General features: G+C 67.9%; 18 protein-coding genes. 5 read left to right on the top strand and 13 right to left on the bottom strand.

Features of this window, described 5'->3' with window-relative positions; all coding sequences use genetic code 11:
* Window positions 1–1,415, top strand: a 1,415-nt coding sequence (gene glpK / locus M3B11_RS01810; protein ID WP_259874945.1) for a glycerol kinase GlpK, incomplete at its 5' end; no start/stop codon positions are given.
* A gap of 28 nt (window positions 1,416–1,443) precedes the next feature.
* On the opposite strand, the gene M3B11_RS01805 is transcribed toward glpK, so the two are convergent.
* The 3 genes from M3B11_RS01805 to M3B11_RS01795 are packed head-to-tail and all read right to left on the bottom strand — an operon-like array spanning window position 1,444 to window position 4,823.
* Window positions 1,444–2,409: a D-2-hydroxyacid dehydrogenase gene (locus tag M3B11_RS01805; RefSeq protein WP_259874943.1), complete on the bottom strand. Its 966-nt coding sequence runs from the start codon at window positions 2,407–2,409 to the stop codon at window positions 1,444–1,446.
* A gap of 27 nt (window positions 2,410–2,436) precedes the next feature.
* Window positions 2,437–4,140, bottom strand: coding sequence for an MDR family MFS transporter (locus M3B11_RS01800; RefSeq protein WP_259874941.1), 1,704 nt, complete (start codon window positions 4,138–4,140; stop codon window positions 2,437–2,439).
* A 5-nt stretch (window positions 4,141–4,145) separates the two neighbouring features.
* Window positions 4,146–4,823, bottom strand: a complete 678-nt coding sequence (locus tag M3B11_RS01795) for a TetR/AcrR family transcriptional regulator (RefSeq protein ID WP_259874939.1) — start codon at window positions 4,821–4,823, stop codon at window positions 4,146–4,148.
* 98 nt (window positions 4,824–4,921) lie between these two features.
* Between M3B11_RS01795 and M3B11_RS01790 the strand changes: the two genes are divergently transcribed.
* A complete protein-coding gene (locus tag M3B11_RS01790; RefSeq protein WP_259874938.1) occupies window positions 4,922–5,878 on the top strand; it encodes a D-isomer specific 2-hydroxyacid dehydrogenase family protein in 957 nt (318 codons plus the stop codon).
* 48 nt (window positions 5,879–5,926) lie between these two features.
* Here the strand turns inward: M3B11_RS01790 and dnaG are convergent, their stop codons facing one another.
* The 4 genes from dnaG to M3B11_RS01770 all read right to left on the bottom strand — a co-directional run bounded on the left by dnaG (window position 5,927) and on the right by M3B11_RS01770 (window position 11,887).
* The gene (gene dnaG / locus M3B11_RS01785) at window positions 5,927–7,921 is read right to left on the bottom strand and encodes a DNA primase (protein WP_259874937.1); all 1,995 of its coding nucleotides are present in this window, start codon (window positions 7,919–7,921) and stop codon (window positions 5,927–5,929) included.
* Window positions 7,921–9,213: a deoxyguanosinetriphosphate triphosphohydrolase gene (locus tag M3B11_RS01780; RefSeq protein ID WP_396121513.1), complete on the bottom strand. Its 1,293-nt coding sequence runs from the start codon at window positions 9,211–9,213 to the stop codon at window positions 7,921–7,923. The genes dnaG and M3B11_RS01780 overlap by 1 nt, the downstream gene beginning before the upstream one ends.
* Window positions 9,210–10,382, bottom strand: a complete 1,173-nt coding sequence (gene dusB / locus M3B11_RS01775) for a tRNA dihydrouridine synthase DusB (protein ID WP_259874933.1) — start codon at window positions 10,380–10,382, stop codon at window positions 9,210–9,212. The genes M3B11_RS01780 and dusB overlap by 4 nt, the downstream gene beginning before the upstream one ends.
* Window positions 10,383–10,498: 116 nt before the next feature.
* The gene (locus M3B11_RS01770) at window positions 10,499–11,887 is read right to left on the bottom strand and encodes an MFS transporter (RefSeq protein WP_259874932.1); all 1,389 of its coding nucleotides are present in this window, start codon (window positions 11,885–11,887) and stop codon (window positions 10,499–10,501) included.
* A 281-nt stretch (window positions 11,888–12,168) separates the two neighbouring features.
* Here M3B11_RS01770 and M3B11_RS01765 point away from each other — a divergent pair, with 281 nt between their 5' ends.
* The gene (locus M3B11_RS01765) at window positions 12,169–13,623 is read left to right on the top strand and encodes an L-lactate permease (protein ID WP_259874930.1); all 1,455 of its coding nucleotides are present in this window, start codon (window positions 12,169–12,171) and stop codon (window positions 13,621–13,623) included.
* 2 nt (window positions 13,624–13,625) lie between these two features.
* On the opposite strand, the gene M3B11_RS01760 is transcribed toward M3B11_RS01765, so the two are convergent.
* From M3B11_RS01760 to M3B11_RS01745, 4 genes are all read right to left on the bottom strand, one after another.
* A complete protein-coding gene (locus M3B11_RS01760; RefSeq protein WP_259874928.1) occupies window positions 13,626–14,939 on the bottom strand; it encodes a PLP-dependent aminotransferase family protein in 1,314 nt (437 codons plus the stop codon).
* A gap of 139 nt (window positions 14,940–15,078) precedes the next feature.
* A complete protein-coding gene (locus M3B11_RS01755) occupies window positions 15,079–16,326 on the bottom strand; it encodes a YibE/F family protein (RefSeq protein WP_259874926.1) in 1,248 nt (415 codons plus the stop codon).
* Window positions 16,327–16,373: 47 nt separating this feature from the next.
* Window positions 16,374–17,750 (bottom strand): glycine--tRNA ligase, encoded by a 1,377-nt coding sequence (locus tag M3B11_RS01750; protein ID WP_259874923.1) that lies wholly within the window; start codon window positions 17,748–17,750, stop codon window positions 16,374–16,376.
* A gap of 237 nt (window positions 17,751–17,987) precedes the next feature.
* The gene (locus tag M3B11_RS01745; RefSeq protein WP_259874921.1) at window positions 17,988–18,155 is read right to left on the bottom strand and encodes a hypothetical protein; all 168 of its coding nucleotides are present in this window, start codon (window positions 18,153–18,155) and stop codon (window positions 17,988–17,990) included.
* 277 nt (window positions 18,156–18,432) lie between these two features.
* Between M3B11_RS01745 and M3B11_RS01740 the strand changes: the two genes are divergently transcribed.
* Together M3B11_RS01740 and M3B11_RS01735 are read left to right on the top strand one after the other, a co-directional pair.
* The gene (locus tag M3B11_RS01740; protein WP_259874919.1) at window positions 18,433–20,304 is read left to right on the top strand and encodes a DEAD/DEAH box helicase; all 1,872 of its coding nucleotides are present in this window, start codon (window positions 18,433–18,435) and stop codon (window positions 20,302–20,304) included.
* A 61-nt stretch (window positions 20,305–20,365) separates the two neighbouring features.
* A complete protein-coding gene (locus M3B11_RS01735; protein WP_259874918.1) occupies window positions 20,366–22,150 on the top strand; it encodes an MOSC domain-containing protein in 1,785 nt (594 codons plus the stop codon).
* Between the two features lies 1 nt (window position 22,151).
* Here M3B11_RS01735 and M3B11_RS01730 read toward each other — a convergent pair whose 3' ends face one another.
* Both M3B11_RS01730 and recO read right to left on the bottom strand, forming a co-directional pair.
* On the bottom strand, window positions 22,152–22,925 hold the full coding sequence (locus tag M3B11_RS01730; RefSeq protein ID WP_259874916.1) for an isoprenyl transferase: 774 nt from the start codon (window positions 22,923–22,925) through the stop codon (window positions 22,152–22,154).
* Entirely contained in the window at window positions 22,922–23,755 is an 834-nt protein-coding gene (gene recO / locus M3B11_RS01725) for a DNA repair protein RecO (protein WP_259874914.1), read from the bottom strand. Before recO ends, M3B11_RS01730 begins: the two co-directional genes overlap by 4 nt.
* Window positions 23,756–23,927: the final 172 nt, after the last annotated feature.

The raw sequence follows: 23,927 nt of genomic DNA, 5'->3' as shown, positions 1-23,927 counted from the left end.
CTGCCGGTCAGGAGTTCGAGCAGATCTTCCCTGCAGCCGGTCGTGTCGAACACGACGCCGTCGTCATCTGGCGGACCAGTCGGGAGGTCATCGGCCAGGCGCTCGGCACAGCCTCGGTGACGGGTCCCGACATCGCGGCTGTGGGCATCACAAACCAGCGTGAGACCACCGTCGTGTGGGAGACGGCGACCGGCCGTCCGGTACACAACGCGATCGTGTGGCAGGACACCCGCGGCGGCGAGTACGTCGCCGAGCTGCGTGAGCACGCTGAGGAGATCGCAGAGATCACCGGGCTGCCGGTCAACACGTACTTCTCCGGCATCAAGCTGCGCTGGCTGTTCGACCACGTCGACGGGCTGCGCGAGCGGGCAGCGGCTGGTGAGGTGCTCGTCGGCACGATCGACACCTGGCTGCTGTGGAACCTCACCGGCGGAGTGGACTCCGGCGTGCACGCCACAGACGTCACCAACGCCTCACGCACCCTGCTCATGGATCTGCGCACCGGCCAGTGGTCGCAGCGGATGTGCGAGCTGCTCGACATCCCGATCGCCTGCCTGCCTGAGATCCGGCCATCCGTCGGGACGTTCGGCACGGTGGCAGCCGGGCAGCTGCTGGCCGGCGTGCCGATCGCCGGGGTGCTCGGCGACCAGCAGGCAGCCGCCTTCGGCCAGTGCGGCTTCTCTCCCGGCGATACGAAGAACACCTACGGCACCGGCTGCTTCCTGCTGACGAACACCGGTGAGGAGATCCGCCGCTCGGCCAACGGTCTGGTCTCCACCGTCGCCTACCAGATCGAGGACCAGCCGCTCAAGTACGCGCTCGAGGGTTCGATCGCCGTGGCTGGTGCGCTCGTGCAGTGGCTGCGCGATAACCTCGGACTCATCGGCACCGCAGATGAGGTCAACGTTTTGGCCTCGGAGGTCGCGGACAGCGGTGATGTCTACTTCGTCCCGGCGTTCTCCGGGCTGTACGCCCCGCACTGGCGTGCAGACGCGCGCGGGGTGCTCATCGGCATGACCCGCTTCACCGGCCGCGGGCACATCGCCCGCGCGGCGCTGGAGGCCACGGCCTTCCAGACTGCCGAGGTGCTCGACGTCATGCGTCGCGACTCCGGGTACACGATCAACCGGATCGCCGCTGACGGCGGCATGTGCGCCTCGGACATCCTCATGCAGTTCCAGGCCGATATCGCCGGCTGCGAGGTCGTCCGTCCGCAGATCATCGAGGCCACCGCTGCAGGTGCCGCCTATGCGGCCGGGCTGGGCGCCGGGGTGTACGGATCACTCGACGAATTGGCCGGATACTGGCAGGCGGATGCCTCCTGGCAGCCGGCGATCACAGCTCAGGACCGGCAGCGGCTGCTGAGCCGGTGGAGCCAAGCGGTCGAGCGGTCCCTCGGCTGGGTCGAGGACTGATCGGCGCCCCTGTCCCACACCGGCCGGGTCAGCCTGCGGCGTAGCCCTTGGCCTTGTCGACGATGTTGAACAGCTGCTCGCCGGCCCGGTAGCGGTCCCAGTTCGCCATGAACTGCTCAGCCAGCCGGTCCGACCATCCGGCGGAGTCGCCGCTCATGTGCGGGGTGATGACGACATTGCCCATCTGCCACAGCGGGCTGCCCTCCGGCAGCGGCTCCGGGTCGACGACGTCGAGGCCGGCACCGGCGATCTGCCCGGATTGCAGTGCAGCGACGAGATCGCCGGTGACGACGCTGGCGCCCCGGCCGACATTGATGAGATGGGCGCTCGCTGGCAGCGCCTGCAGCACCGCAGCGTCGATGAGACCGGTCGTCTGTGCGGTCAGCGGTGCGATGTTGATGAGCCAGTCGACGTCTGAGACGTGTGCGGCGAGATCGGCGCTGGCGATGATCTCTCCGAAGTCGGGGTCTCCGCCTCGGGCGCGGGAGCCGGCCCCGGAGACGTGCACGCCGAGTGCGCGCAGCGCGACTGCGATCGCCCGGCCGATCGACCCGGTGCCGACGATCATCGCGTGGGAGCCGGCCAGGTCGCGGGATTCGCGGTGCTGCCAGATCCGCTGCCGCTGGTGGGCCAGCGAGGCCGGGAAGTCCTTGGCGAAGTGGAGCATGAAGGCGAGGACGAACTCGGCGATCGGGCGGTCGAAGGTGCCGCGGGCGTTGGTGACGGTGACCGCGGAGTCACGCAGCTGATCGAACATGAGCGAGTCGACCCCGGCTGAGGCGGCGTGGATCCAGCGCAGCCGGTCGGCAGCACCGAATGCGTCCTCAAGCGCTGGCGAGAAGAAGTCCCACATGAGCAGCACCTCGGTGCCGGGCAGAGCGGCGGCCAGCTCATCGGCTTCGACCCAGCGCACCTCGCTGGCCTCGTCGGCTAAGCGGTCGAAGTGCGCTGGGCGCTTTTTGTCAGGGGCGGTGAGGATCGTCAGGACGGTCATGGGCGGTCCTCCAAAGGGTCGGCTGGTTCAGGTGGCCGGCTTCTGGGCAGCAGAGTCGGCCTCGGTGTCAATCGTAGACCGGGTCGGCTGGCTGGGGCGGGCCTGGGCGCGTTCGATGCGGGTGGCGAGCGGCTTCTCGCGGATGAAGAAGAGCACGAGGAGTCCGAGCACCGGCAGCGGGGCTGCCCACAGGAACAGCGGCACGAGTGCATCGTTGTAGGCCCCGATGATGAGGTCGTGGATTGCGGCCGGCAGCTGGGACAACACCGCAGGAGTCAGTTCGTTGGCGTGCAGTCCGCTGGCGTCGGCTCCGGGGACGGAGCTGAGCTTCTCGGTCAGGTTCGACATCAGGCGGCTGGTGAACAGCGAGCCGATGATCGCCATGCCGAAGCTGGCCCCGATCTGGCGGAAGAAGTTGTTCGAGGCGGTGGCGGTGCCGACCATCTCGACGGGGAAGGAGTTCTGCACGACGAGGACGAGCAGCTGCATGCTCAGGCCCAGCCCGGACCCCATGATGGCAAGGTAGATCATCGTCGTCCAGGCTGGGCTGTCGGCCTGCAGCTGTGACATGAGCACCAGCGAGGCGATGATGAGGATCATGCCGATGATCGGGTAGAACTTGTAGCGGCCGGTGCGTGCGACGACGAAGCCGATGCCGGTGGAGACGATGAGCATGCAGCCCATCATCGGCACCATCATGAGACCGGCGCTGGCGGCGTCGACGCCGTGGACCATCTGCAGGTAGGTCGGCATGTAGCTGAGCACACCGAACATCGCGACACCAATCGTCAGTCCGGCGATGGTGGACAGCACGAAGTTGCGGTCGCCGAACAGCGACATCGGCATGATCGGTTCGGCTGCCCTGCGTTCGACGAAGACGAAGATCGTGCCGGCGACGAGCGCGGCGGCACCGAGTCCGAGGATGACCGGTGAGGTCCACTCGTACTGGTGGCCGCCCCATGCGGCGATGAGCACGACTGCGGAGGCGAACACGGCGATGAGCGCCGTGCCGGCGACGTCGATGCGCGGACGCATCTCCGGGCGGGTGGCGGGCACGCGCAACAGGATCATCGCGGCGATGATCGCGAAGATGCCGAGCGGGAAGTTCATGGCGAAGTTCCAGCGCCAGCCCGGCCCCTCGGTCAGCCAGCCGCCGATGAGCGGGCCGGCAACAGACGAGACGGCGAAGACCGAACCCATCGCACCCATATATTTGCCGCGCTCACGGGCGGGTACGATCGCGGCGATGATCGCCTGGGAGAGGATCATCATGCCACCGCCGCCGATGCCCTGGAATACACGGCCGATGATGAGGAGCGACATGTTTGGGGCGATAAGGCCGAACACCGAGCCGAGCATGAACATCGAGATCGCGAAGATGAACAGCGGCTTGCGCCCGAACAGGTCGCCGATCTTGCCGTAGATCGGCATCATGATCGTCGAGGCGAGCATGAAGGCCGTCGAGACCCACAGCATCTGATCGACACCGCGAAGTTCGCCGACGATCGTCGGCAGGGCGGTGGCCAGCACCGTCTGGTTGAGCGAGAACATGAACATCGCGACCATGAGGGCGGCGAACACCCACAGGATCGCACTGGTCGTCATGCCCGAGCCGTTGTCGTCCGGGTCGTCGGCAGCAGACGTCACCGCACGGCGTTCAGCCGGTGCAGGCGCGCGATGGCCTGCGAACTCAGCGTCTGCCGTATGGGGCGGGGTCACGTCCTTTGCCATGCGCCTCACGTACCATTTCCCTTCTGAGGTGTCTGCGTTCCGGCCAGCACCGAGCGGAACAGCCGGATGGATCGTTCGAATGTCTTCTTGGAGAAGTCCGGGTCGGCGATCTGCTCCGGCTCGGACTGCATTACGGTGCGCACCGCGAAGCGCAGCGGCACCGCACACAGCTGCACGAGCATGAGCGCCAGCTCCTCTGGCGTGCCGTCAGCACCGCCGAAGTCGATCTCCCCGCGGCGCAGCCGGGCGGCAACCACCTCGGCGGCGGCGTGCTCGAAGGCTTCGTTCTTCTCGAACTGGCGGCGCATGAGGGCCGGGTACCGGGCGAGGATCCGGCGGCGCTTGAGGACGACGTCATCGGAGTTGAAGGTCAGCTGATATGTGCCGTAGATGAGCCGGGCGACGTCTTCAGCAAGATCTGCGCCGACCGGGTCGGCTTCGAGGAACTCCTCGATCTGGTCGGTGTCGATGACGACGTCGGTCATGCCGACGATCGCGTCCTCCTTCGAGGCGAAGTAGTTGAAGAAGGTGCGCGCGGAGATGCCGGCGTCGTCGGCGATCTGCGCGACGGTGGCCTGCTCCAGGCCGTCCTCCAGGACGCGGTTGACGGCAGCGACGTGGATGGCCCGGCGGGTCAGCCGGGCCTTGCGGTCGCGGAGGCTTTCGGTCTCGGGGGTGCTCACATAGAGAGTTTGCACCCAGTGCAACTTTACGTCAAGCGCAAATTTGCACAGTGTGCATTATTTCGCTTCTGTTCACCATCGGGTGATGTGATGAGAGCATGATCACCGCAATCTGGATCGGCGAGCAGGACCCCGAGGTGCTGTCACTGCTGCGCGCCGCATTCACCCCTGTCCCCGAAGCCGAGCTCATCATCCCCGACGGCCCAGTGCCCTCGGATGAGGAACTGGGCCGCACCCAATACATCCTCAACGGCACCGGTGTCCTCGATGACGCCGTCTTCTCCCGTGCCCCGAAGCTCAGGATGGTACAGCGCGTCGGCGCCGGCACCGACGGCATCGACTTCGACGCCGCACGCCGGGCCGGTGTGGCCGTCGCCAATCTGCCGGGCGCGAACTCGGTGGCCGTCGCCGAACTCGCCGTCGCCTCGCTGCTGGCCTGTGCCCGCCATCTGCCTGAGCTCAACTCCGCCGCGCATGCCGGCCAATGGACCCCGAACTGGTGGCTGCACTCCTCGATCGAGCTCTCAGGCAAGACCGCTGCGATCATCGGGCTCGGCCACATCGGCCGGCTGCTGGCTGTCCGTCTGGCGGCATTCGATATGCGCCTGGTGTACTTCGATGTCTTCCGCCAGCGGCCGGAAGTCGAAGCGCAGCTGGGAATCGAGTTCATGGCGCTTGAGGATCTGCTGCCGCAGGCTGACGTGCTCTCGATCCACGTGCCCCTGACGGAGGAGACCGACGGTCTCATCGGTGCCGAACAGCTCGCGGCGATGCCGGCCGGTTCGATCGTGCTGAATCTCTCGCGGGCCGGCATCGTCGATGAGGAGGCGCTGGCGGCCTCGCTGCACTCGGGCCACACGGCCGGCGCCGGTCTCGATGTGTTCACCGGGGAGCCGAACATCGCCGGTCATCCGCTGCTCGACGCTCCGAATGTCGTCGCCACCCCGCATGCCGGGGCGCAGACCTGCGATACAGTCAGCCGTGTCTTCTCCCGGGCGGTCGAGAACCTCCTCGAGCACGCCGCCGGCCGCACACCGGCGCACGTCATCGGCTGATCAACTCCCCCGGCTCGGCTGGCCTCCGTTCCCGAGATGCCGGCGGGTTCACATGAGTGCCCGCAGGCGCGCCCGCTGACGCTCAAGCACCTGGAGCTGTTCGAGCAGCTTCGTCGCTGCCGGGTCGTTGGGGTCGGTGCGGGAGAGCCGGGAGTGCAGTTCGGCGGCGATGCGGGTCATGTCCTCGTCGAACAGGCTGGCGATGATGCCGCGGGAGTAGCGTTCGACGCCCTGCCCGTCTGTGGCCGGCAGCGGGGTGACGGCGAGTTCGCCGATGAACCCGCGCAGCTGGTCGGGACCTGCTTCGAGGACCTTCTCAGGCCAGCCGGCCGGGTCGGTGATTGCGGCGCGGATGCCGCCGGCGTCCTTCATCGCCTGGTGCACTGCCCGGTGGGCCGGGTGGGAGAAGACCTTGCCGTTGAGCCCGTCGAAAAGGGTGGCGTTGACGTACTGCGGCTGCTGCATCGCCACCTGGAGAGCACCGCGTTCGATCCGCAGCTTCGGTGTGTTCGCCGGCGCACCGGAGAACTCCTGCTCGTAGGCGGCGATCTCAGCACCCGTCTGATCGGCGGGGCTGCCCGGCGGCGGCCCGGCAGGATCCCCGTACGGACCGCCCCGTCCCGGTGGGGGCTGCCGAGACTGCTGCCGCTGCTGCGGGTACTGGCTGCGCTGGCCACGGGCCTGCTGCCCACCCCCGGGAGCGCCTGCTGCCGCCCTGCGTCCGGCCGCGCGCACAGCCGCGTGCACATCGGCGGTGTCGACGCCGACGGCACCGGCGACGAAGCGCTCGTATTCCGGCCTGAGCATGCTGTCGCGGATGCCGGCGACCATCGGGGCTGCCGCCCGCACGGCACCGACCCGGCCTTCTGCGGTGTCGAGGTCGAAGCGCTCGATCGTCGAGGTGATGGCGAACTCGAACAGCGGCCGGCGCGATTCGATGAGCGCTCTGACTGCCGCGTCGCCCTTCCGGATGCGCAGATCGCAGGGGTCCATGCCGTCTTCGGCGATGGCGACGAAGGTTTGGGCGACGAACTTCTGGTCGTCTTCGAAGGCCTTGAGCGCGGCCTTCCGGCCTGCCTCATCGCCGTCGAAGGTGAAGATCACCTCACCGGAGTGCGCTGAGTCGTCGCCGAGCAGCCGCCGGATGAGCTTGATGTGATCGGTTCCGAAGGCGGTGCCGCAGGTGGCGACGGCCTGTTCGACACCGGCGAGGTGGGCGGCCATGACGTCGGTGTAGCCTTCGACGATGACGACCCGCTTGCTGCGGGCGATCGGCCGTTTGGCGATGTCGAGGCCGTAGAGCACCTGGTTCTTCCGATACAGCGCGGTCTCGGGCGTGTTGAGGTACTTCGGCCCCTGGTCGTCGTCGAAGACCTTGCGGGCGCCGAATCCGACGGTGCGGCCGGTGACGTCGTTGATCGGCCACATGAGCCGGCCGCGGAACCGGTCGTAGATGCCGCGGTTGCCCTGGCTGACCAGGCCCGAGGCGATGATGTCCTCGGTGTTGTAGCCGCGCCCGCGCAGATGCTTGAGCAGCGCGTCCCAGGATCTGGGGGCGAAGCCGATGCCATAGGTCTCACAGACCTGCTTGTCGAAGCCGCGGTCGGTGAGGTACTGCCGGCCGATCTGCGCCTCAGGGCTGCCGAGGTATTCGGTGAAGAACGCCTGGGCGACCTGGTGCATGTCGACGAGACGCTGGCGTTGGCCGATGGCCTCCTTGTCCGGCCCGGTCCCGCCCTCTTCGTAGCGCAGCTGCACGCCGACGCGTTCGGACAGCCGCTGGACGGCCTCGGTGAAGGTCAGTCCGTCGATCTTCTGCAGGAAGGTGAAGACGTCGCCGCTCTCACCGCAGCCGAAGCAGTGGTACATGCCGACCTGCGGGCGGACGTGGAAGGAGGGAGTGCGCTCGTCGTGGAAGGGACACAGTCCCTTCATGCTGCCGACTCCTGCGCTGCGCAGCGTGACATACTCGCCGATGATGTCGTCGAGGCGTGCCCGGGAGCGGACCTCGTCGATGTCCTCGCGGACGATCAGCCCGGCCATTACAGCAGGCTCGCTTCGCTGGCCTGCATCCGGTGGTAGGCCGCCCAGGCGGAGTGGTCGGTGAGGCTGGCGACGTGATCGGCGACAACCCGCAGCCGCTGCCCGTCGTCCTCGGCTTCCTGATAGTCGAGGTAGAACATCCGCTCCATGTCCTCAGGCCGTTCGCTGAAGTACTCGCACAGCTGCGTGAGCACACGCGCCTGGATGCGCTGCAGGCGCAGACGGTCTTCGGCGACCATGACGGTGACCGTGGCCAGGCCCTTGAGCACAGCGATCTCGTAGCGGGTGGATTCGGGGACGACGAGGTTGCCGTCGTAGCGGCCCAGCGGCTCCCAGCCGAACTCCTCGCGGGTGGCGGCTTCGGCGGCTCCGGCGAAGCGGCCGATGAGCTGGCTGGTCATGTGCTTGAGGCCGGCCTGGGCGCGCCGTGATCCGTCATAGGGTTCGGCCGGCCAGTAGCTGGCCGCCTGCAGGCGGGAGAGCGCCTTCACGATGTCCTCGTCGCGGGCATCGGGCACGTACCAGGCGCGGGTGATGTCGATGAGCCCTGCCAGTGCGTGGTCATTGTGGTAGGCAAACAGGTCGAGGTGGCCGGAGAACACGGCGTCCTCGACGTCGTGGACGGAATAGGAGATGTCGTCGGCCAGATCCATGAGCTGGGCTTCGATGCAGCGCTGACCCAGCGGGTGGCCGGCGCGGAAGAAATCGAAGACAGCCCAGTCGTCGTCGTAGACGCCGAACTTCGTCACCGGTGAGCCGGTCTTCTTCGCCACCGGCGATTCCGCACGCGGCCACGGGTACTTCGTGCACGCATCCAGGGTGGCGCGGGTCAGGTTGAGCCCTGCCGGGGTGCCGTCTGCGGCATGGACCTTGGGTTCGAGCCGGGTGAGCACCCGCAGGGTCTGGGCGTTGCCTTCGAAGCCGCCGATGTCGGCGCAGACCTCGTCGAGCACCGCTTCGCCGTTGTGCCCGAACGGCGGGTGCCCGAGGTCGTGGGCGAGGCAGGCGGTGTCGACGATCTCGGGGTCGCAGCCGAGGTAGCGGGCGAGTTCGCGGCCGACCTGCGCGACTTCCAGGGAGTGGGTCAGGCGGGTGCGCACGAAATCGTCGGTGCCCGGTGAGACGACCTGGGTCTTGGCGCCCATCCGGCGCAGGCCCGAGGAGTGCAGCACACGTGCTCGGTCGCGCTGGAAGTCGGTGCGGCGGGGGTTCTTCGCCGGCTCGGCGACCCAGCGCTGGCGGTCGTGTTCGGAGTACTCGGCCACCTGGAGTTGCGTCTGGACCACCTTCATCCTCCTGAGACGTCGAGTTCGGCCTCGGCGAGCTCCGCGGAACGCTCCGGGTTCAGCTCCCGCGAGTCGAGCCAGCCCTCAGGCAGGTGGGGCCGCTTCGGGCGGGTGGTGCGTCCGCGCGAGCCTTCGGCATCGGCACCGGGGTAGGGTGCGTCACGGTCGAGTTCGTCGAGCAGTCCGCGCAGCTCAGCCAGGGAGGAGACCATCGCGAGCTTGCGGCGGGCCTGCCCGCCGACCGGGTAGCCCTTGAAGTACCAGGCGATGTGCTTGCGCAGGTCGCGCACGCCGTAGAACTCGTCGTCGTAGTACTCGGTGAGGTAGACGCCGTGGATGTAGACGACATCGGCGACCTGGCCGAGGTTCGGGCGGATGCGCTCATCGCTGCCGTTGAGTGCTGCGGCGAGGTCACCGAAGAGCCACGGCCGGCCCTGGCAGCCGCGGCCGATGACGACGCCGTCGCAGCCGGTCTGGGCCATCATGTCGACCGCGTCCTCGGCGGCGAAGATATCGCCGTTGCCCAGCACCGGGACGGCGTCGCCGATGAGGTCCTTGAGGCGGGCGATGGCCTCCCAGTCGGCGGTGCCGGAGTACAGGTCGGCAGATGTTCGGCCGTGCAGGGTCATCGCTGCCACGCCTGCCTCGGCAGCGATCCGGCCGGCGTCGAGGTAGGTGAGGTGGTCGGCGTCGATGCCCTTGCGCATCTTGATCGTCAGCGGGATGTCCCCACGGCTGGCTTCGCGCACAGCAGTGGTGACGATATCGGTGAACAGGTCGAGCTTCCAGGGCAGCGCTGAACCGCCGCCTTTGCGGGTGACCTTGGGGACGGGGCAGCCGAAGTTGAGGTCGATGTGGTCGGCGCGGTCCTCGTCGACGAGCATCCGCACAGCCTGACCGATGGTGACGGGATCGACACCGTAGAGCTGCACCGAGCGCGGAACCTCATAGGGTTCGTGCTGGATGATCCGCATGCTCTTGGGAGAGCGTTCGACGAGCGCACGGCTCGTCACCATCTCGGTGACATAGAGCCCGGCGCCGTATTCGCGGCACAGGCGACGGAAGGCGGTGTTCGTGATGCCTGCCATCGGGGCGAGCACTACGGGCGAGTCGAGCTGGATGTCGCCGATGCGCAGCGCCGGCGCGCCAGTGGTCTGCAGAGAGGTCGTGGTCATGGTCGTCACCACCCTATTATCCCCAGACAGTCAAACCGGAATCACCGCGGGTGTGGACGCCTGGCATCGGCTGCATCGGCTGCGGTGGATGGGTGCCCGGGCACCCGGCCGTCTCGTCAGCCGGCGATCGCCTCCCGATCCCGGGCCACGCCTCGGCGGCGGCCGAGCGAGGCGAGGAAGATCGCTGCCGCACTCAGCAGGCAGCAGGCCACCAGGTAGCCGGCGGCGGCGGTGATCGCACCGTTCGCCCAGGCGACGAGCCCGGCGAGGATGACCGGTGAGAAGCCGGCGATGAGCGCGCCGTTGGCCTCGCGCGCCAGGGCCATCGCGGAGAACCGGTGGCGAGTGGGGAACAGGTTGGCCAGGAACGCCCCCTGTGAGCCCGAGGTGCCGGAGATCACGAGCCCGTAGCCGATCGCGATAGCGATGAGCGCGGTTGTGAAGGTGCCCTGCGAGAGCAGCCACAGGAACGGGAAGGCGTACAGTGCGCCGATGACCGAGGCCCAGCCCATGACGGTGCCGGCGCCGAACCGGTCGGCGAGGCTGCCACCGAGCGGGGTGAGGATGATCGCCGCGAGAGTGCCGAGGGTGACCGCGCCGAGCGCGTGGGTCTGCGGCATCCCGGTGCCCACCAGGTAGCCGATGGAGAACACGGCCATGCCGTAGTTGAGTGCGTTGTGGCCGGTGAGGCTGAGGAACCCGGCGAGCACGCCGCGCCAGTCGGCCGCGAGCAGCGCCAGCAGCGGCACTTTGGGAGCGCGGGTGGCCTGCCGCTCCATCGCCGAGGTGTATTCGGGGGTCTCTTCGAGCTTGGCGCGGATGTAGATCGCGACGAAGAACAGCAGGACCGAGGCGAGGAACGGCAGTCGCCACCCGATCGACATGAATGTCTCCTCGGCCATGCCGGAGGAGGCGAGGTAGAAGGCCGCGGTGGCAAGCACGATGCCAGCCGGTGGGGCGCACAGCACCAGCGAGGTAAAGAAACCGCGCCGGTGGACGGGCACGTATTCGGCGACCATCGTCGTCGCCCCTGACAGCTCGGCACCAGCGCCGAAGCCCTGCAGGAACCGGAAGATCACGAGCAGGATCGGGGCGAACACGCCGACGGCGGCTGCGGTGGGCAGCAGGCCGATGGCCACGGTGGCGACCGCCATGAGCACGATCGTGAGGATCATCGCCGGCCGGCGGCCGTGCCGGTCGCCGATGTGACCGATGACGATCCCGCCGACGGGCCGGGCGAGGAAGCCGACGGCGAAGGTCGCCAGAGCGGAGAGTTGGCCTGCCCCGGAGACCGAGTCGGGGAAGAACAGCGGGCCGATGATCAGGCCGGCGGCGGCACCGTAGAGGGCGTAGTCATACCATTCGATGAGGGTGCCGATGACAGAGGCGACGATGGCGCGGCGGGCGGCCGGGCGCAGCGGAGCATCGGCAGCCGGCTGGCCTGCGGCTGCGGAATCTGGGCGGTCATCGGCACGCTGACCGGCGGAGGTCCGGGCGGAAGTCATCCGTTATATGTACCAAGTGGGCCCCGACTGTGCGAAATCGGGTCCGCATTTCAGTCCGCATCCGGCCAGGGCACCGATGGTACCGGGCAGTCAGACAGGCAGTCAGATCGGATAGACGCCGAAGCCCTCGGGCCCGTCGCGCCGCGGGTGTCTGTGTACCAGCACGTTCGAAGACGAGGCTGGAACCGTGCCTGGTGCACGAACAGCCCATCGCAGCCAGCTGTGCGGCGGGCTCTGCTTCTGCGGCACTCATCGGACCTCCTGGTAGCGTTCCCTGACGTATGACGACACTGCTGAGCATCGTACCGATCGCCGTTGCCGTGGCTGTGCTCATCGCCGGTCGCGGCACGCTCGTCGCTGCCCTCGGCGGAGCCGGTGCGGCGCTGCTGTGCGCAGTCGTCGCCGCCGCGGTTCCCGGCATCTCTCTGCATTTCGGGCAGCTGACAGCCGCCGAGTCCCTCGACCTTGCCGTGCTGGCCGTCGAGGTGCTGGCGATCCTGCTGTTCGGGATGGTGCTCGCTCAGCTGCTGGAGGCGATCGGTGCGCTGCAGACGGTCTCTGCGCGCATCCGCAGCCTGCTGCCCGACCCGGTCGTCGGGGCCGGGCTCATCGTCTTCGGTGTGGTGCCCTTCGTCGAATCGGTCACCGGCTACGGCATCGGACTGACCGCCGGGATCCCGCTGCTGCGCAGGCTGGGATTCTCGATCCGCACCTCTGCATTCCTCGGTCTGCTCGGCCTCGTCGCCGTGCCCTGGGGCGCGCTCGGACCGGGCACCGCGGTCGCCGCACAGCTGACCGGGCTCGGTCTCCAGGAGCTCGGTGTCGGCTCAGCATGGGCGAATGCAGTGCCGGTCGCCATCGTCTGCGCGCTCACGGCCGCCTTCACCCGCGCGTGGCGGAGCCCGCCGGGTCTCCTCGGCCTCGTCACGGCCGCCGTCTGCCTGTGGGGTGGCATCCTGACAGCGAACATGCTCATCGGCACTCCCCTGGCCGGTGTGCTCGGCTCGCTGCTCGTCGTCGCCGTCCTGCTCGCCGGCTGTCTCATCAGCCGCCGCAGCCGGCCTGAACCGTCGCCGGGCCGGCTGGCCCCGGCCCTGCTCCCCTACACGGTGCTCACCGTCGGGCTGCTGTTCGCCAGCGGTGCGGCGGCCCTCTGGCCGTCTCCGGTGACGGCGCTGCTGTCCACACCGCCGGTGTGGCTGGCGATCGCGTGTGCGGTCGCTGGCCGCATGCTCGCCGCCAGGGCACCCGTCACCGAGGTGGTGGGCGCCGCGGCGCGTGCGTGGATTCCGGTCGGGGTGGCCACGGCCGGTTTCATGCTGCTGGGCTGGCTCATGACCGACACCGGGATGACCGAGGTGATCGGCGCCGGGCTGGCGCGGATCGGCATCGGCTTCGCACCGGCGCTCACTGCGCTCGGTTCGGTGCTGACCGGGTCGAATACCGGGGCGAACGCGATGTTCGCCTCGACGGTCGGGGCGATGGCCGCCACGACCGGCACCGGGCTGCTGCCGGCGGTGGCGATGAGCAATGTCGCCGGATCCTTTGCCGCTCTGGCCACACCGCCGCGTGTGGCTCTGGCGCTCAGTCTGGCGGCCACCACCGCCGCTGACGGCAGTCCAGCTCCTCCAGCTGGTGTGCAGCTGGCCCAGTTGGAGCGCAGCGTGCTCATCTGGTCGCTGCTGACTGCCTCCGGCACCGCAGCGCTCATCGGTGTGGTGCTGCAGCTGCTGTGAGCTCAGCTGCGGGAGAGCTGCACCTCGATCGCGCGGCCGAGTCGGGCAATGCCCTCGTGGATCCGCTCGACGGTCGAGGATGCGAAGCACAGGCGCATGGCGTTCGAGAACTCACCGGCCGGTGAGAACGCCTCGCCGGGGATGAAGGCCACACCCTCGTCCAGGGCGGTCTCGAACAGTTCGCGGGCGTCGATGCCGGCGGCGTCGCCGACGAGAGTCGCCCACAGGAAGAATCCGCCGTCGGGGTTGGTCAGTTCGACCCGGCCGGCGAGGTGCTCGGCGGCAGCTTCGAGCATCGCGTCCTTGCGCCGGTGGTAGGCGGTGCGCAGCATGTCGAGGTGCTCGGTGAAGCCGCCGCGGGTGAGGTAGTGGGCCACGAGCTGCTGGCTGGGCACCGAGGCCGAGGCGTCCATCGCCTGTCGGACGTTGATGAGCAGCTGCCGGAGTGCCGGGTCGACCTCGACCCAGCCGACGCGCAGGCCCGGTGCAATGATCTTGGAGAACGAGCGGGCGGAGAACACCAGCGGGTCGTCTGGGCTGAGTTCGGCGAAGCTGGGGATGTACTCACCGGAGAACCGCAGCGAACCGTACGGGTCGTCGTCGATGATGACGCTGTTCCACTCGTGGGCCAGTTCGAGCAGCCGCTGGCGGCGTGCCAGGCTCATCGTGACACCCGAGGGGTTCTGGAAGTTCGGGATGACGTAGATGGCCGTCGGTGTGCGGCCGAGGGTCGCGACGTCGCGGGCGAGGCGCTCGACGTCCATGCCGTCGTCGTCGACGGGGATCTGCAGCACCTCGGCGGCGTAACTCAGTGCGGTGGAGGTCCCGTTGGTGTAGGTCGGGGATTCGACGGCGACGAGGTCGCCGTCGTTGACGAACATCTTGTAGGCCAGGTCGAGGCCCTGCATGCCGCCACTGGTGACGATGATGCGGTTGGGATCGACTGTGCGTGGGCCGGTGAGGTCCTCTGATGCGCAGATCGCGTTGATGAGCTCGGTCTCGCCTTCGGTCGGGCCGTAGGTGTAGGAGCTCGGGTCGGTCATCGTCCCGAGGATCTCGGCGAAGTCAGCAGCCGGGACGACCTGTTCGGCCGGCGCGCCCATGCCGAAGCGGACGATGTCGTTGGTGCGCGAGGCCAGCAGGGAGACGGAGGCATCGATGACCGATCCGGTCCAGCCGCGGGTGCGGCGGGCCAGCGGCAGCGACACGTCACCGAGCTGCCTGACCGCAGCCGTCGGGTCGACGGCCGCATCGGAGGTGGTGGTGACAACCGGTTCGGCCGGCGCCTGGGTCATCATGTGCGATGCGGGAGTCATCAGTGCTCACTTCCGTCTCGGGTCCGGTGCGGCGCCGACAGCGCTGTCTGGCGCCGGGTTCGAGCAGTGCATCCAGGTCCGAGCCGGGGATACGCCTCAGGAGGCGGATGCGCCTGTCGGATGACAGCCTATCTCAGATTCAGGGCTCTGCAGCGGAGTACGCGCTGGTGCCTGAGCGCACCACCAGCACGGCGATGAGAGTGGTCGCTGGGATCGCGATGACGAGGCCGATCGAGGTCACCAGGGTGGAGACGACGGAGATCGCCTGTTCGCCGAGCGTGAGCGATTCGAGGAACGGCCGGGAGGAGGCGGCGACGAGCAGCAGCACGGTCAGCGCGCCTCCGGCGTGGGCGAAGGCGATGGTGTAGACGGTTGAGGCGATGTGGTCGCGGCCGATCCGCATCGCCGAGGTGAAGATCTCCCGGCGGGATGCCTCGGGACGGGAGGCGGCCAGCTCCCACACGGCGGCCGCCTGGGTGATGGTGACGTCGTTGAGCACGCCGAGGCCGGCGATGAGGATCGCGCACACGACGAGGTCGGCCATTGACAGCCCGTCGGTCCAGGCGAGGATGTAGGTCTCCTCGGTGTAGATGCCGGCAAGCTTCGACCAGTCCGTCCACAGCGCGCCGAGCACCCCGGTGATGAGGATGCCGAACAGAGTCCCGAGCAGGGCTGTCGTGGTGCGGGCTGAGAACCCGTGCGCCAAGTACAGGACGATGAACATGATGACCGCAGCCGCGGTGATGCCGACGAGCACGGCCGGTTTGCCGTCCATCACCGCCGGCAGCATGAACCACACCATGACGGCGTAGGCCAGTGCCAGGCCGATGAGCGCGCGCAGCCCTTTGAGCCCAGCGACGAGTATGACGAGGGCGGCGTAGACGAAGGCGAGGGTCCCGAGGGAGATGGTGCGGTCGAAGTCGACGAAGACGAAGTCGGCAGCGGTCGGCTCGTTCGTCGGGTCGCTGCCGGGGGCCTGCTCACCGGATCCCTGACCGCCGCCGGTGATCGCGTCGGCCACCGGGTCGGTCTGTGCAGTGTCCATGACGATGACCTTGATCCGGTCGCCTGCTGCGATGCCGGTCTTGATCGCCTCGGGCGGGGCGTACATCGTGCCGCTGCGCTCCCCGGTGTCGAGGGTAATGGCCCCACAGCCGGTGGATTCGTAGTCCGGGCAGGCGCGCAGGTCGATCGATTCGACCGTGCCGGAGGTGAATTCGGCACCCTCGGCCAGAGCCGCCGGATCCCACCGATCGGTGGCCGCAGACGACGGCCAGAGCCACACGAGCCCCACGACAGACAGGACAGCCAGCGGGATGAGCATCCCGAGCATGACCGACCACGCCTGTCGTGAGGCGCGCGGCAGTGTTTCTGCGATGTAGTGCATAGCGGTGCGGAATCAGCGTCCTGACGCCGCGGGCCTGGGAATGACGCTCAGACGCCCAGTTCGCCGGCGACGTAGGAGACGACCTCGTCGATGGCGATGCGCTCCTGGCTCATGTCGTCACGGCGGCGGACGGTCACCGCGTTGTCATCGAGGGTGTCGAAGTCGACGGTGATGCACAGCGGGGTGCCGATCTCGTCCTGGCGGCGGTAGCGGCGCCCGATCGCCCCGGCGTCGTCGAAGTCGACGTTCCACCGCTTGCGCAGGTTCGCTGCCAGCTCGCGGGCCTTCGGCGAGAGCTTCTCATTGCGGCTCAGCGGCAGCACCGCGACCTTGACCGGGGCCAGGCGCGGGTCGAGCTTGAGCACGATGCGCTTGTCGACGCCGCCCTTGGTGTTGGGGGCTTCGTCCTCGGTGTAGGCGTCGACGAGGAAGGCCATCATCGACCGGGTCAGCCCGAAGGACGGCTCGATGACGTACGGGGTGTAGCGGGTGCCGGCGGCCTGGTCGAAGTACTGCATCTTGTGACCGGAGTGTGTGGTGTGGTTCGACAGGTCGAAGTCGGTGCGGTTGGCGATGCCCATGAGCTCGCCCCAGGCCGCACCCTGGAAGCCGAACTTGTACTCGATGTCGATGGTGGCAGCCGAGTAGTGGGCGCGTTCGCCGTCGGGCACGTCGAAGCGGCGCATGTTCTCTGCCCTGACGCCGAGGTCGACGAACCAGTTCCAGCAGGCTTCGACCCATTCGTCGAAGAACCGCGGTGCGTCGTCGGGGTGGACGAAGTACTCGATCTCCATCTGCTCGAACTCGCGGGTGCGGAAGATGAAGTTGCCCGGGGTGATCTCGTTGCGGAACGCCTTGCCGATCTGTCCGATGCCGAACGGCGGCTTCTTGCGGTTGGCGGTGACGACGTTGTTGAAGTTGACGAAGATGCCCTGTGCGGTCTCCGGGCGCAGGTAGTGCAGTCCCTCTTCGTCGTCGACGGCACCGAGGTAGGTCTTCATGAGGCCGGAGAACTGCTTGGGCTCGGTCCAGTTGCCCTCCTGGCCGGTCTCCGGGTCGCGGATATCGGCCAGCCCGTTCTCCGGCTCGCGGCCGTGCTTGGCGATGTATGCCTCGATGAGGTGATCGGCGCGGTAGCGCTTGTGGGTGTGCAGCGACTCGACGAGCGGGTCGACGAAGGTCTCGACGTGACCGGAGGCCTCCCAGACGCGCTTGGGCAGGATGATCGAGGAGTCGAGGCCGACCATGTCATCACGCCCGCGGACGAACTCCTGCCACCACAGGGCCTTGATGTTCTCCTTGAGCTCAACGCCGAGCGGACCGTAGTCCCAGGCGGAACGGGATCCGCCGTAGATGTCTCCTGCCTGGAAGACGAACCCGCGCCGCTTGGCCAGGGTGATGACGGAATCCAATGTCGAAGCCACGTGAAATATCTCCTTGAGTCGACTGCGAACGGCTGGCTGCTGTTCGTACCGCTCCCAGGGTAGCGAATCCGCCGACCTGCCGCGTCTGCGGATCACACCGGCCACCTGGGAGTGATATGGCTAACAGCATGCCGTCCCCTCCTGTCCATGTTCGCATCGCCGAGCAGCTGCGCGGCGGCTGAAGCAGCAGTGGGCCGGCCAGCACCGCATCATCGCCCGCGATGGTGAGACGCACGGCTATGTCGCGTCGATGCCGAGATCGCCGACTATGCTGCCGCGATGCTGGCTGGGCAGCAGGCTGCCGCTGTGCTGTTCGTGTACTGCTGCGGTGTCGATGAGACCGGGCACCTCAGCGTGCTCATGGGCAGCGGGTACCGGCAGGCGATCGACCGGGTCGATGCGCACGTCGGGGGCCGCCGGACTGACCGGAGCAGATCGCCCCGCATGAGCTGTGCGAGCTCATCCTCACCGCCCACGCTCAGGATGACGTGTCCGGTGACACATGAGCTTGATGCGGGGAATGGCAGCTGCGGCAGGTAGGATTGACTGTGGTTCCGGCCGCTTCGTGTCTGACTGATGACGCTCCTTCGGCCGCTAGAGTTCGATCACACTCCCACTTCGAGGCATGTTCCGATGCCGAAGTCTGTCCATTCCGTGATCCGTGTGCCCTGTTTGGAGATTCATGACATCCGTCCACCCGTCTGCCGACCCGCAGGCGTCCGCCACCCCCACCACTGATGAGGCCGCTGAGATCCAACCGCCGGCCGTGCAGTTCTGCGATTTCGACATCGACCCGCGGATCCTCTCCGCACTCACCGACCTGGGCTACGAGACCCCGTCTGCCGTGCAGGAGCAGGCGATCCCGCCGCTGCTCGACGGCGAGGACGTCATGGGCCTGGCCCAGACCGGCACCGGTAAGACCGCTGCCTTCGCCGTACCCGTCCTCGACAGCCTCGCCGATGCCGGCCGAGCCGATGACGGCCCGCTGGCCCTCGTGCTCGCTCCGACCCGCGAGCTCGCCCTGCAGGTCTCCGAGGCCTTCACCTCCTATGCCGCCCACCTAGCCGGGTTCTCGATCCTGCCGATCTACGGAGGCCAGTCCTACGGCCCGCAGCTGGCTGGCCTCAGGCGCGGTGCCCAGGTCGTCGTCGGCACGCCCGGCCGCGTCATCGACCACCTCAAGCGCGGATCGCTCAAGCTGCACAACCTGCGCCACCTTATCCTCGATGAGGCCGATGAGATGCTGAAGATGGGCTTCCAAGAGGACATCGAAGCGATCTTCGAAGCCGCCGGCGATGAGCGCCAGGTCGCGCTCTTCTCGGCCACCATGCCGAAGTCGATCCACCGGATCGCCGAACGCTACCTCAGCAATCCGCGTGAGATCCGCGTGACTCCGTCGTCGACGACTGGGACGAACATCCGCCAGCGGTTCCTCACCGTCATGCACTCCCATAAGCTCGATGCGCTCACCCGCATCCTCGAAGTCGAGCAGTACGACGGCATCATCATGTTCGTGCGCACCAAGCAGGCCACCGAGGAACTGGCTGACAAGCTGCGCGCCCGCGGCTTCAAGGCCGCTGCCATCAACGGCGACATCCCGCAGCAGGCCCGCGAGCGCACCGTCGAACAGCTCAAGGCCGGCCGTATCGACATCCTCGTCGCCACCGACGTCGCCGCCCGCGGCCTCGACGTCGAACGCATCGAACTCGTCGTCAACTACGACATCCCGCACGACCCGGAGGCCTACGTCCACCGGATCGGTCGTACCGGACGCGCTGGACGCTCCGGTGAGGCGATCCTGTTCGTCACCCCGCGTGAGCATCATCTGCTCAAGGCTATCGAGAAGGCCACCCGCCGTGCGGTCGAGAAGCTCGTGCTGCCCACACCTGAAGAGCTCACGAACACTCGCACCGATAAGTTCAAAGCCCGCATCACCGAAGCACTCGAAACCCTCGACCTGACGGAGATGCGCCCGGTCATCGAGCAGTACGAGCAGGCCCGCAACGTCCCGGCCACCGAGGTCGCCGCGGCACTGGCGACGCTGCTGCTCGAGGGTGAGACCCTCGCTGCCGACCCGCTGCCCGAACCGACCGCCCGCAAGCCGCGCTCGGAGCGCGAGGCCGGCAAGGGCGGCAAGCACCGCAAGGACGGAATGCGCACCTACCGAATCGCCGTCGGCCGCAACGAGCGCGTCCAGCCCGGCGGCATCGTCGGTGCGATCGCCAATGAAGGCGGGCTCACCTCGGCCCAGATCGGACACATCGACATCCGCTCGAACCACTCGCTCGTCGACCTGCCGGCCGACCTGCCCGACGACGTCTTCGAACGGCTCTCACGGACCCGCATCCAGGGCAAGCACATCGACCTGCGCCCGGACACAGGACGCCCGGGCCGGCCGTTCAAGAAGCGCTTTGACCGCGGGGCCGGCGCCGATCACGGTTCGAAGCCCGGCTTCGGCAAGAGACACGGCCGCGATCCTTCCGTCCCGCGCTCAGGTTCCGGCGGTGGTCGCCGCAAGGGCGGCTACCAGAAGGCCGGCGCACCCCGGAAGTGAGTCTCACCGCGGACTGACACAGTCTGCGCGGCAGTGAAGAGGGCGGAGTAGCATGGTCTCCATGCGCGTCTCCGCCCTCTTCCGCTTCCCACTCAAGGGCTTTCCCGCCGAGCCGATCGAGACCGGTTTTGCGCGCGCCGACTCAGGATTCGACGGCGACCGCGCCTTCGCCTTCACCACCGGTGCCGCACCCGCTGTGCCCGGGCAGTGGGCGGGTCCGCGCACGTTCACGGTGCTGAAGAACGACACCTCCCTGCAGCAGTGGCAGGTGCGCTCGAACCTGCCCGGCGCGCAGGGGCGCACATCCGACCCCGAGGCGACCCTCGCCATCGGCCTGCAAACCCCCGATGGCGAGCAGGTCACCTTCTCACCAGACGCTCCTGAGAGCCTGCACGCTGCAGAGGAGTTCCTCGCTGCCCGGCTCACACCCCGCGGGCCGCACCGACGCGAGCTCGTATCCACCGACCAGGGGATGTTCGACTCACAAACCTCAGGGCTGTCGATCATCAACCCGACGACCGTGCGCGCACTTCAGACGCTGGCCGGCCAGCCGATCGATCCGCTGCGCTTCCGCGGCAACATCCTCGTCGACGGCCTGCCCGCTTTCGCAGAGTTCGCGCTGGTCGGCAAGCGGCTGCGCATCGGCGGGGCGGAAGCGGTTGTGCGCTGCCCGATCGAACGCTGCCCGGCCACCGAAGTCGATCCCGCCACCGGTGCGGCCGATCTGCCGATCCCCCGTCTGCTGGCCGCCGGCTGCGGGCACCTGCACTGCGGTGTCTACCTCGCCGTCACAGCATCCGGTCAGGTCCGATCAGGTGATCCGATCGAGGTTCTCGGTGCGGCACCGGTCGAGGCGCTCAAACGCCAGACCGCGCCACGGCTGATGACCGTCACAGGCGCGGACAGCGCGGAGGGGGTTGCTGAGATCCGGCTGCATGATGATCTCGGGTTCATCGGTGACTTCTACTCCCCCGGCATGCATGTGCGGGTGCACCTGCCCGACTCCCCTGCCGGCGCCCCGACCTGGCGCTGCTACACGGTCACTCGTGTCACCGGGGACACACTGCACCTGCGGGTGCGCATCCGCTCCGGCGTCTCCCGCCGGCTGGCGGGCATGAGAGCCGGTGACAGGCTGCTGGTCTCCGGACCGTTCGGACAGGTAACCGCCGATAGGCTCGGTGACGAGGTCGTGTTCCTCACCGCCGGCATCGGCATCACTCCAGCGCTCTCTCTGCTGCCCGGTCTGGCTGGGCGACAGGTGCGCATCATCCACTCCGAACGCAGCCCGGCACCCAGCCGCCTGTGGGACGAGCTCACAGAGCTCGCCGCAGGCATGGACCCGGCCCCCGGTCTCATCCGCCGCTGCACCGACCCGGGCCACGGCGGGGCCCGGCTGAGCACAGCCGAACTGGCCTCCCATCTCGGGCCCGGCTCGAGCCTCGTCATCTGCGGGCCACCGGCCTTCACGCAGGCTGCGACCGAGGCGTCCGCGAATGCTGGGATCGCAGCTGAGCAGATCCACACCGAGATCTTCACTTCACCTGCCGACCCGACGCGCATCGACCTGGACCGGTACGCACCGGAGGCCGGCGCGCCAGCCACGGTGACCACCGCCTCGGGCACGGTGTTCGACTGGAATCCCGAGCAGGGGATGCTGCTCGACGCACTCGAACGCCGTGGCGTCGACGTCGGCAGTCTGTGCCGGGCTGGGGCGTGCGGGACGTGTGCGCTGACCCTACGCGCAGGCCAGATCGCCTACCCGGTCGAGCCGGCGGCGGCCAGAAGGGCAGATGAGGTGCTCGTGTGCTCGGCAGTGCCGCTCGGGCCGGTGGACCTCGACGTGTGAGTCACTTCGGGGCGTCGACGGCACCGCCGAAGCGACGATCCCGCCGGGCGTACTCCTCGATCGCAGCCCACAGGGTGCGCCGGTCGACATCGGGCCACAGCACGTCCTGGAAGACCATCTCCGCATACGCCGACTGCCACAGCAGGAAGTTCGACGTCCGCTGCTCGCCAGACGAGCGCAGAAACAGGTCCACATCAGGAACCTCGGGGTGATACAAGCGGTTGGTCAGGACCTTCTCCGTGATCCTTCCCGGCTTCATCTTCCCGGCTGCGACCTCGCGAGTGATGGCGTTGACGGCGTCGACGAGTTCGGAGCGGCCACCGTAATTCACGCAGAACTGCAGCGTCAGCCCGGTGTTGTGCTTCGTCAGCTCCTCGGCGTGTTCGAGCTCCTCGATCACCGACTTCCACAGCCGCCCGCGCCGGCCCGACCACACGATCCGCACACCGAGTGCGTTGAGCTCATCACGGCGGCGGCGGATGACATCGCGGTTGAAGCCCATGAGGAAGCGCACCTCCTCCGGTGAGCGTTTCCAGTTCTCGGTTGAGAAGGCGTAGGCCGACAGGTATTTCACGCCGATCTCGATCGCCCCGTGAATGACGTCGAGCAGGGAGGCCTCGCCTGCGGTGTGGCCGGCTGTGCGCGGCAGCCCGCGCTCATTGGCCCACCGCCCGTTGCCGTCCATGACGATGGCGACGTGGTCGGGGACGAACTTCGCTGAGATGGCAGGCGGAACCGCGCCCGAGGGGTGGACCGGCGGAGCAGGATAGGTCATGTGATCTCCACGGAGGCTGACGGTGCGGACGGGTGCGGTGCAGGTTCGAGGGGGGCCGGCTGGACAGATGTCGGCTGGACAGGGGCTGGCTGGACGGGGGCCGGCTGGCTGGCGAGCACGGCCAGGGACTTGACCTTGCGCTCAAGGTGCCATTGGACGTACGTGACGATGAGGCGGGAAGCCTCTGTCTGCTGGTATGCGCTGCTGGCCTCGACACGCTGCCAGTCGCGTGACATGAGGGCGGTGAGGTGGTCCATCGTCTCCGAGCTCGGCAGCGCGGTGCCGTGTGGGCGGCAGGAGTGGCAGACAGCCCCGCCGAGGGCTGGTGAGAACGCGCGGTGTGGGCCGGGTGCTCCGCATTGGGCGCAGTCATCGAGGCTCGGCGCCCAGCCGGCCAGCGACATCGCCCGCAGCAGGTAGGCATCCCGGCTCAGGCCCGGGGAATGCTCGCCATTGCACAGCGAGCGGATGGCAGCGAGCAGCAGCAGAAACTGGGCGCGGGCCTGCGGTTCGTCCTCGGTCAGCCGGATCGCCGTCTCCGCCATACCGGTGGCTGCCGCATACGTGTCGTAGTCGGACATGATCCCACGGGCGAAGGGCTCAAGCAGCTCGACCTGGGTGATGATGTCGAGGCTGCGGCCGATGTGACACTGCACGTCGACGAACATGAACGGCTCCAGCCGGGAGCCGAACCGGGACTTGGTGCGCCGAATGCCCTTGGCGACAGCGCGGATCAGGCCGTGGTTGCGGGTGAGGATGATGACGATGCGATCAGCCTCGCCGAGCTTGTGCCCGCCGAGGACGATGCCGACATCACGATAGAACCTCATCAGCCGATTATCTCACTCTCAGTAAGGTGCCCGTGCGAGGTGCCGGCTGGGCGCGCCGCCAGCACATGTCTCTCCAGTGTCTCGCACCTGCGTTTCAGGATCGCCGCAGAAGCCAGTTCTGCGATGAAGGCCCGATCAGCTGTGCGAACACCTGGAGCACTCCGATGATGAT

Origin of the sequence: Brevibacterium sp. p3-SID960 (assembly GCF_025144725.1) — a bacterium.
Lineage (GTDB): Bacteria > Actinomycetota > Actinomycetes > Actinomycetales > Brevibacteriaceae > Brevibacterium.
This window is presented reverse-complemented; position numbering and strand designations above follow the sequence as displayed.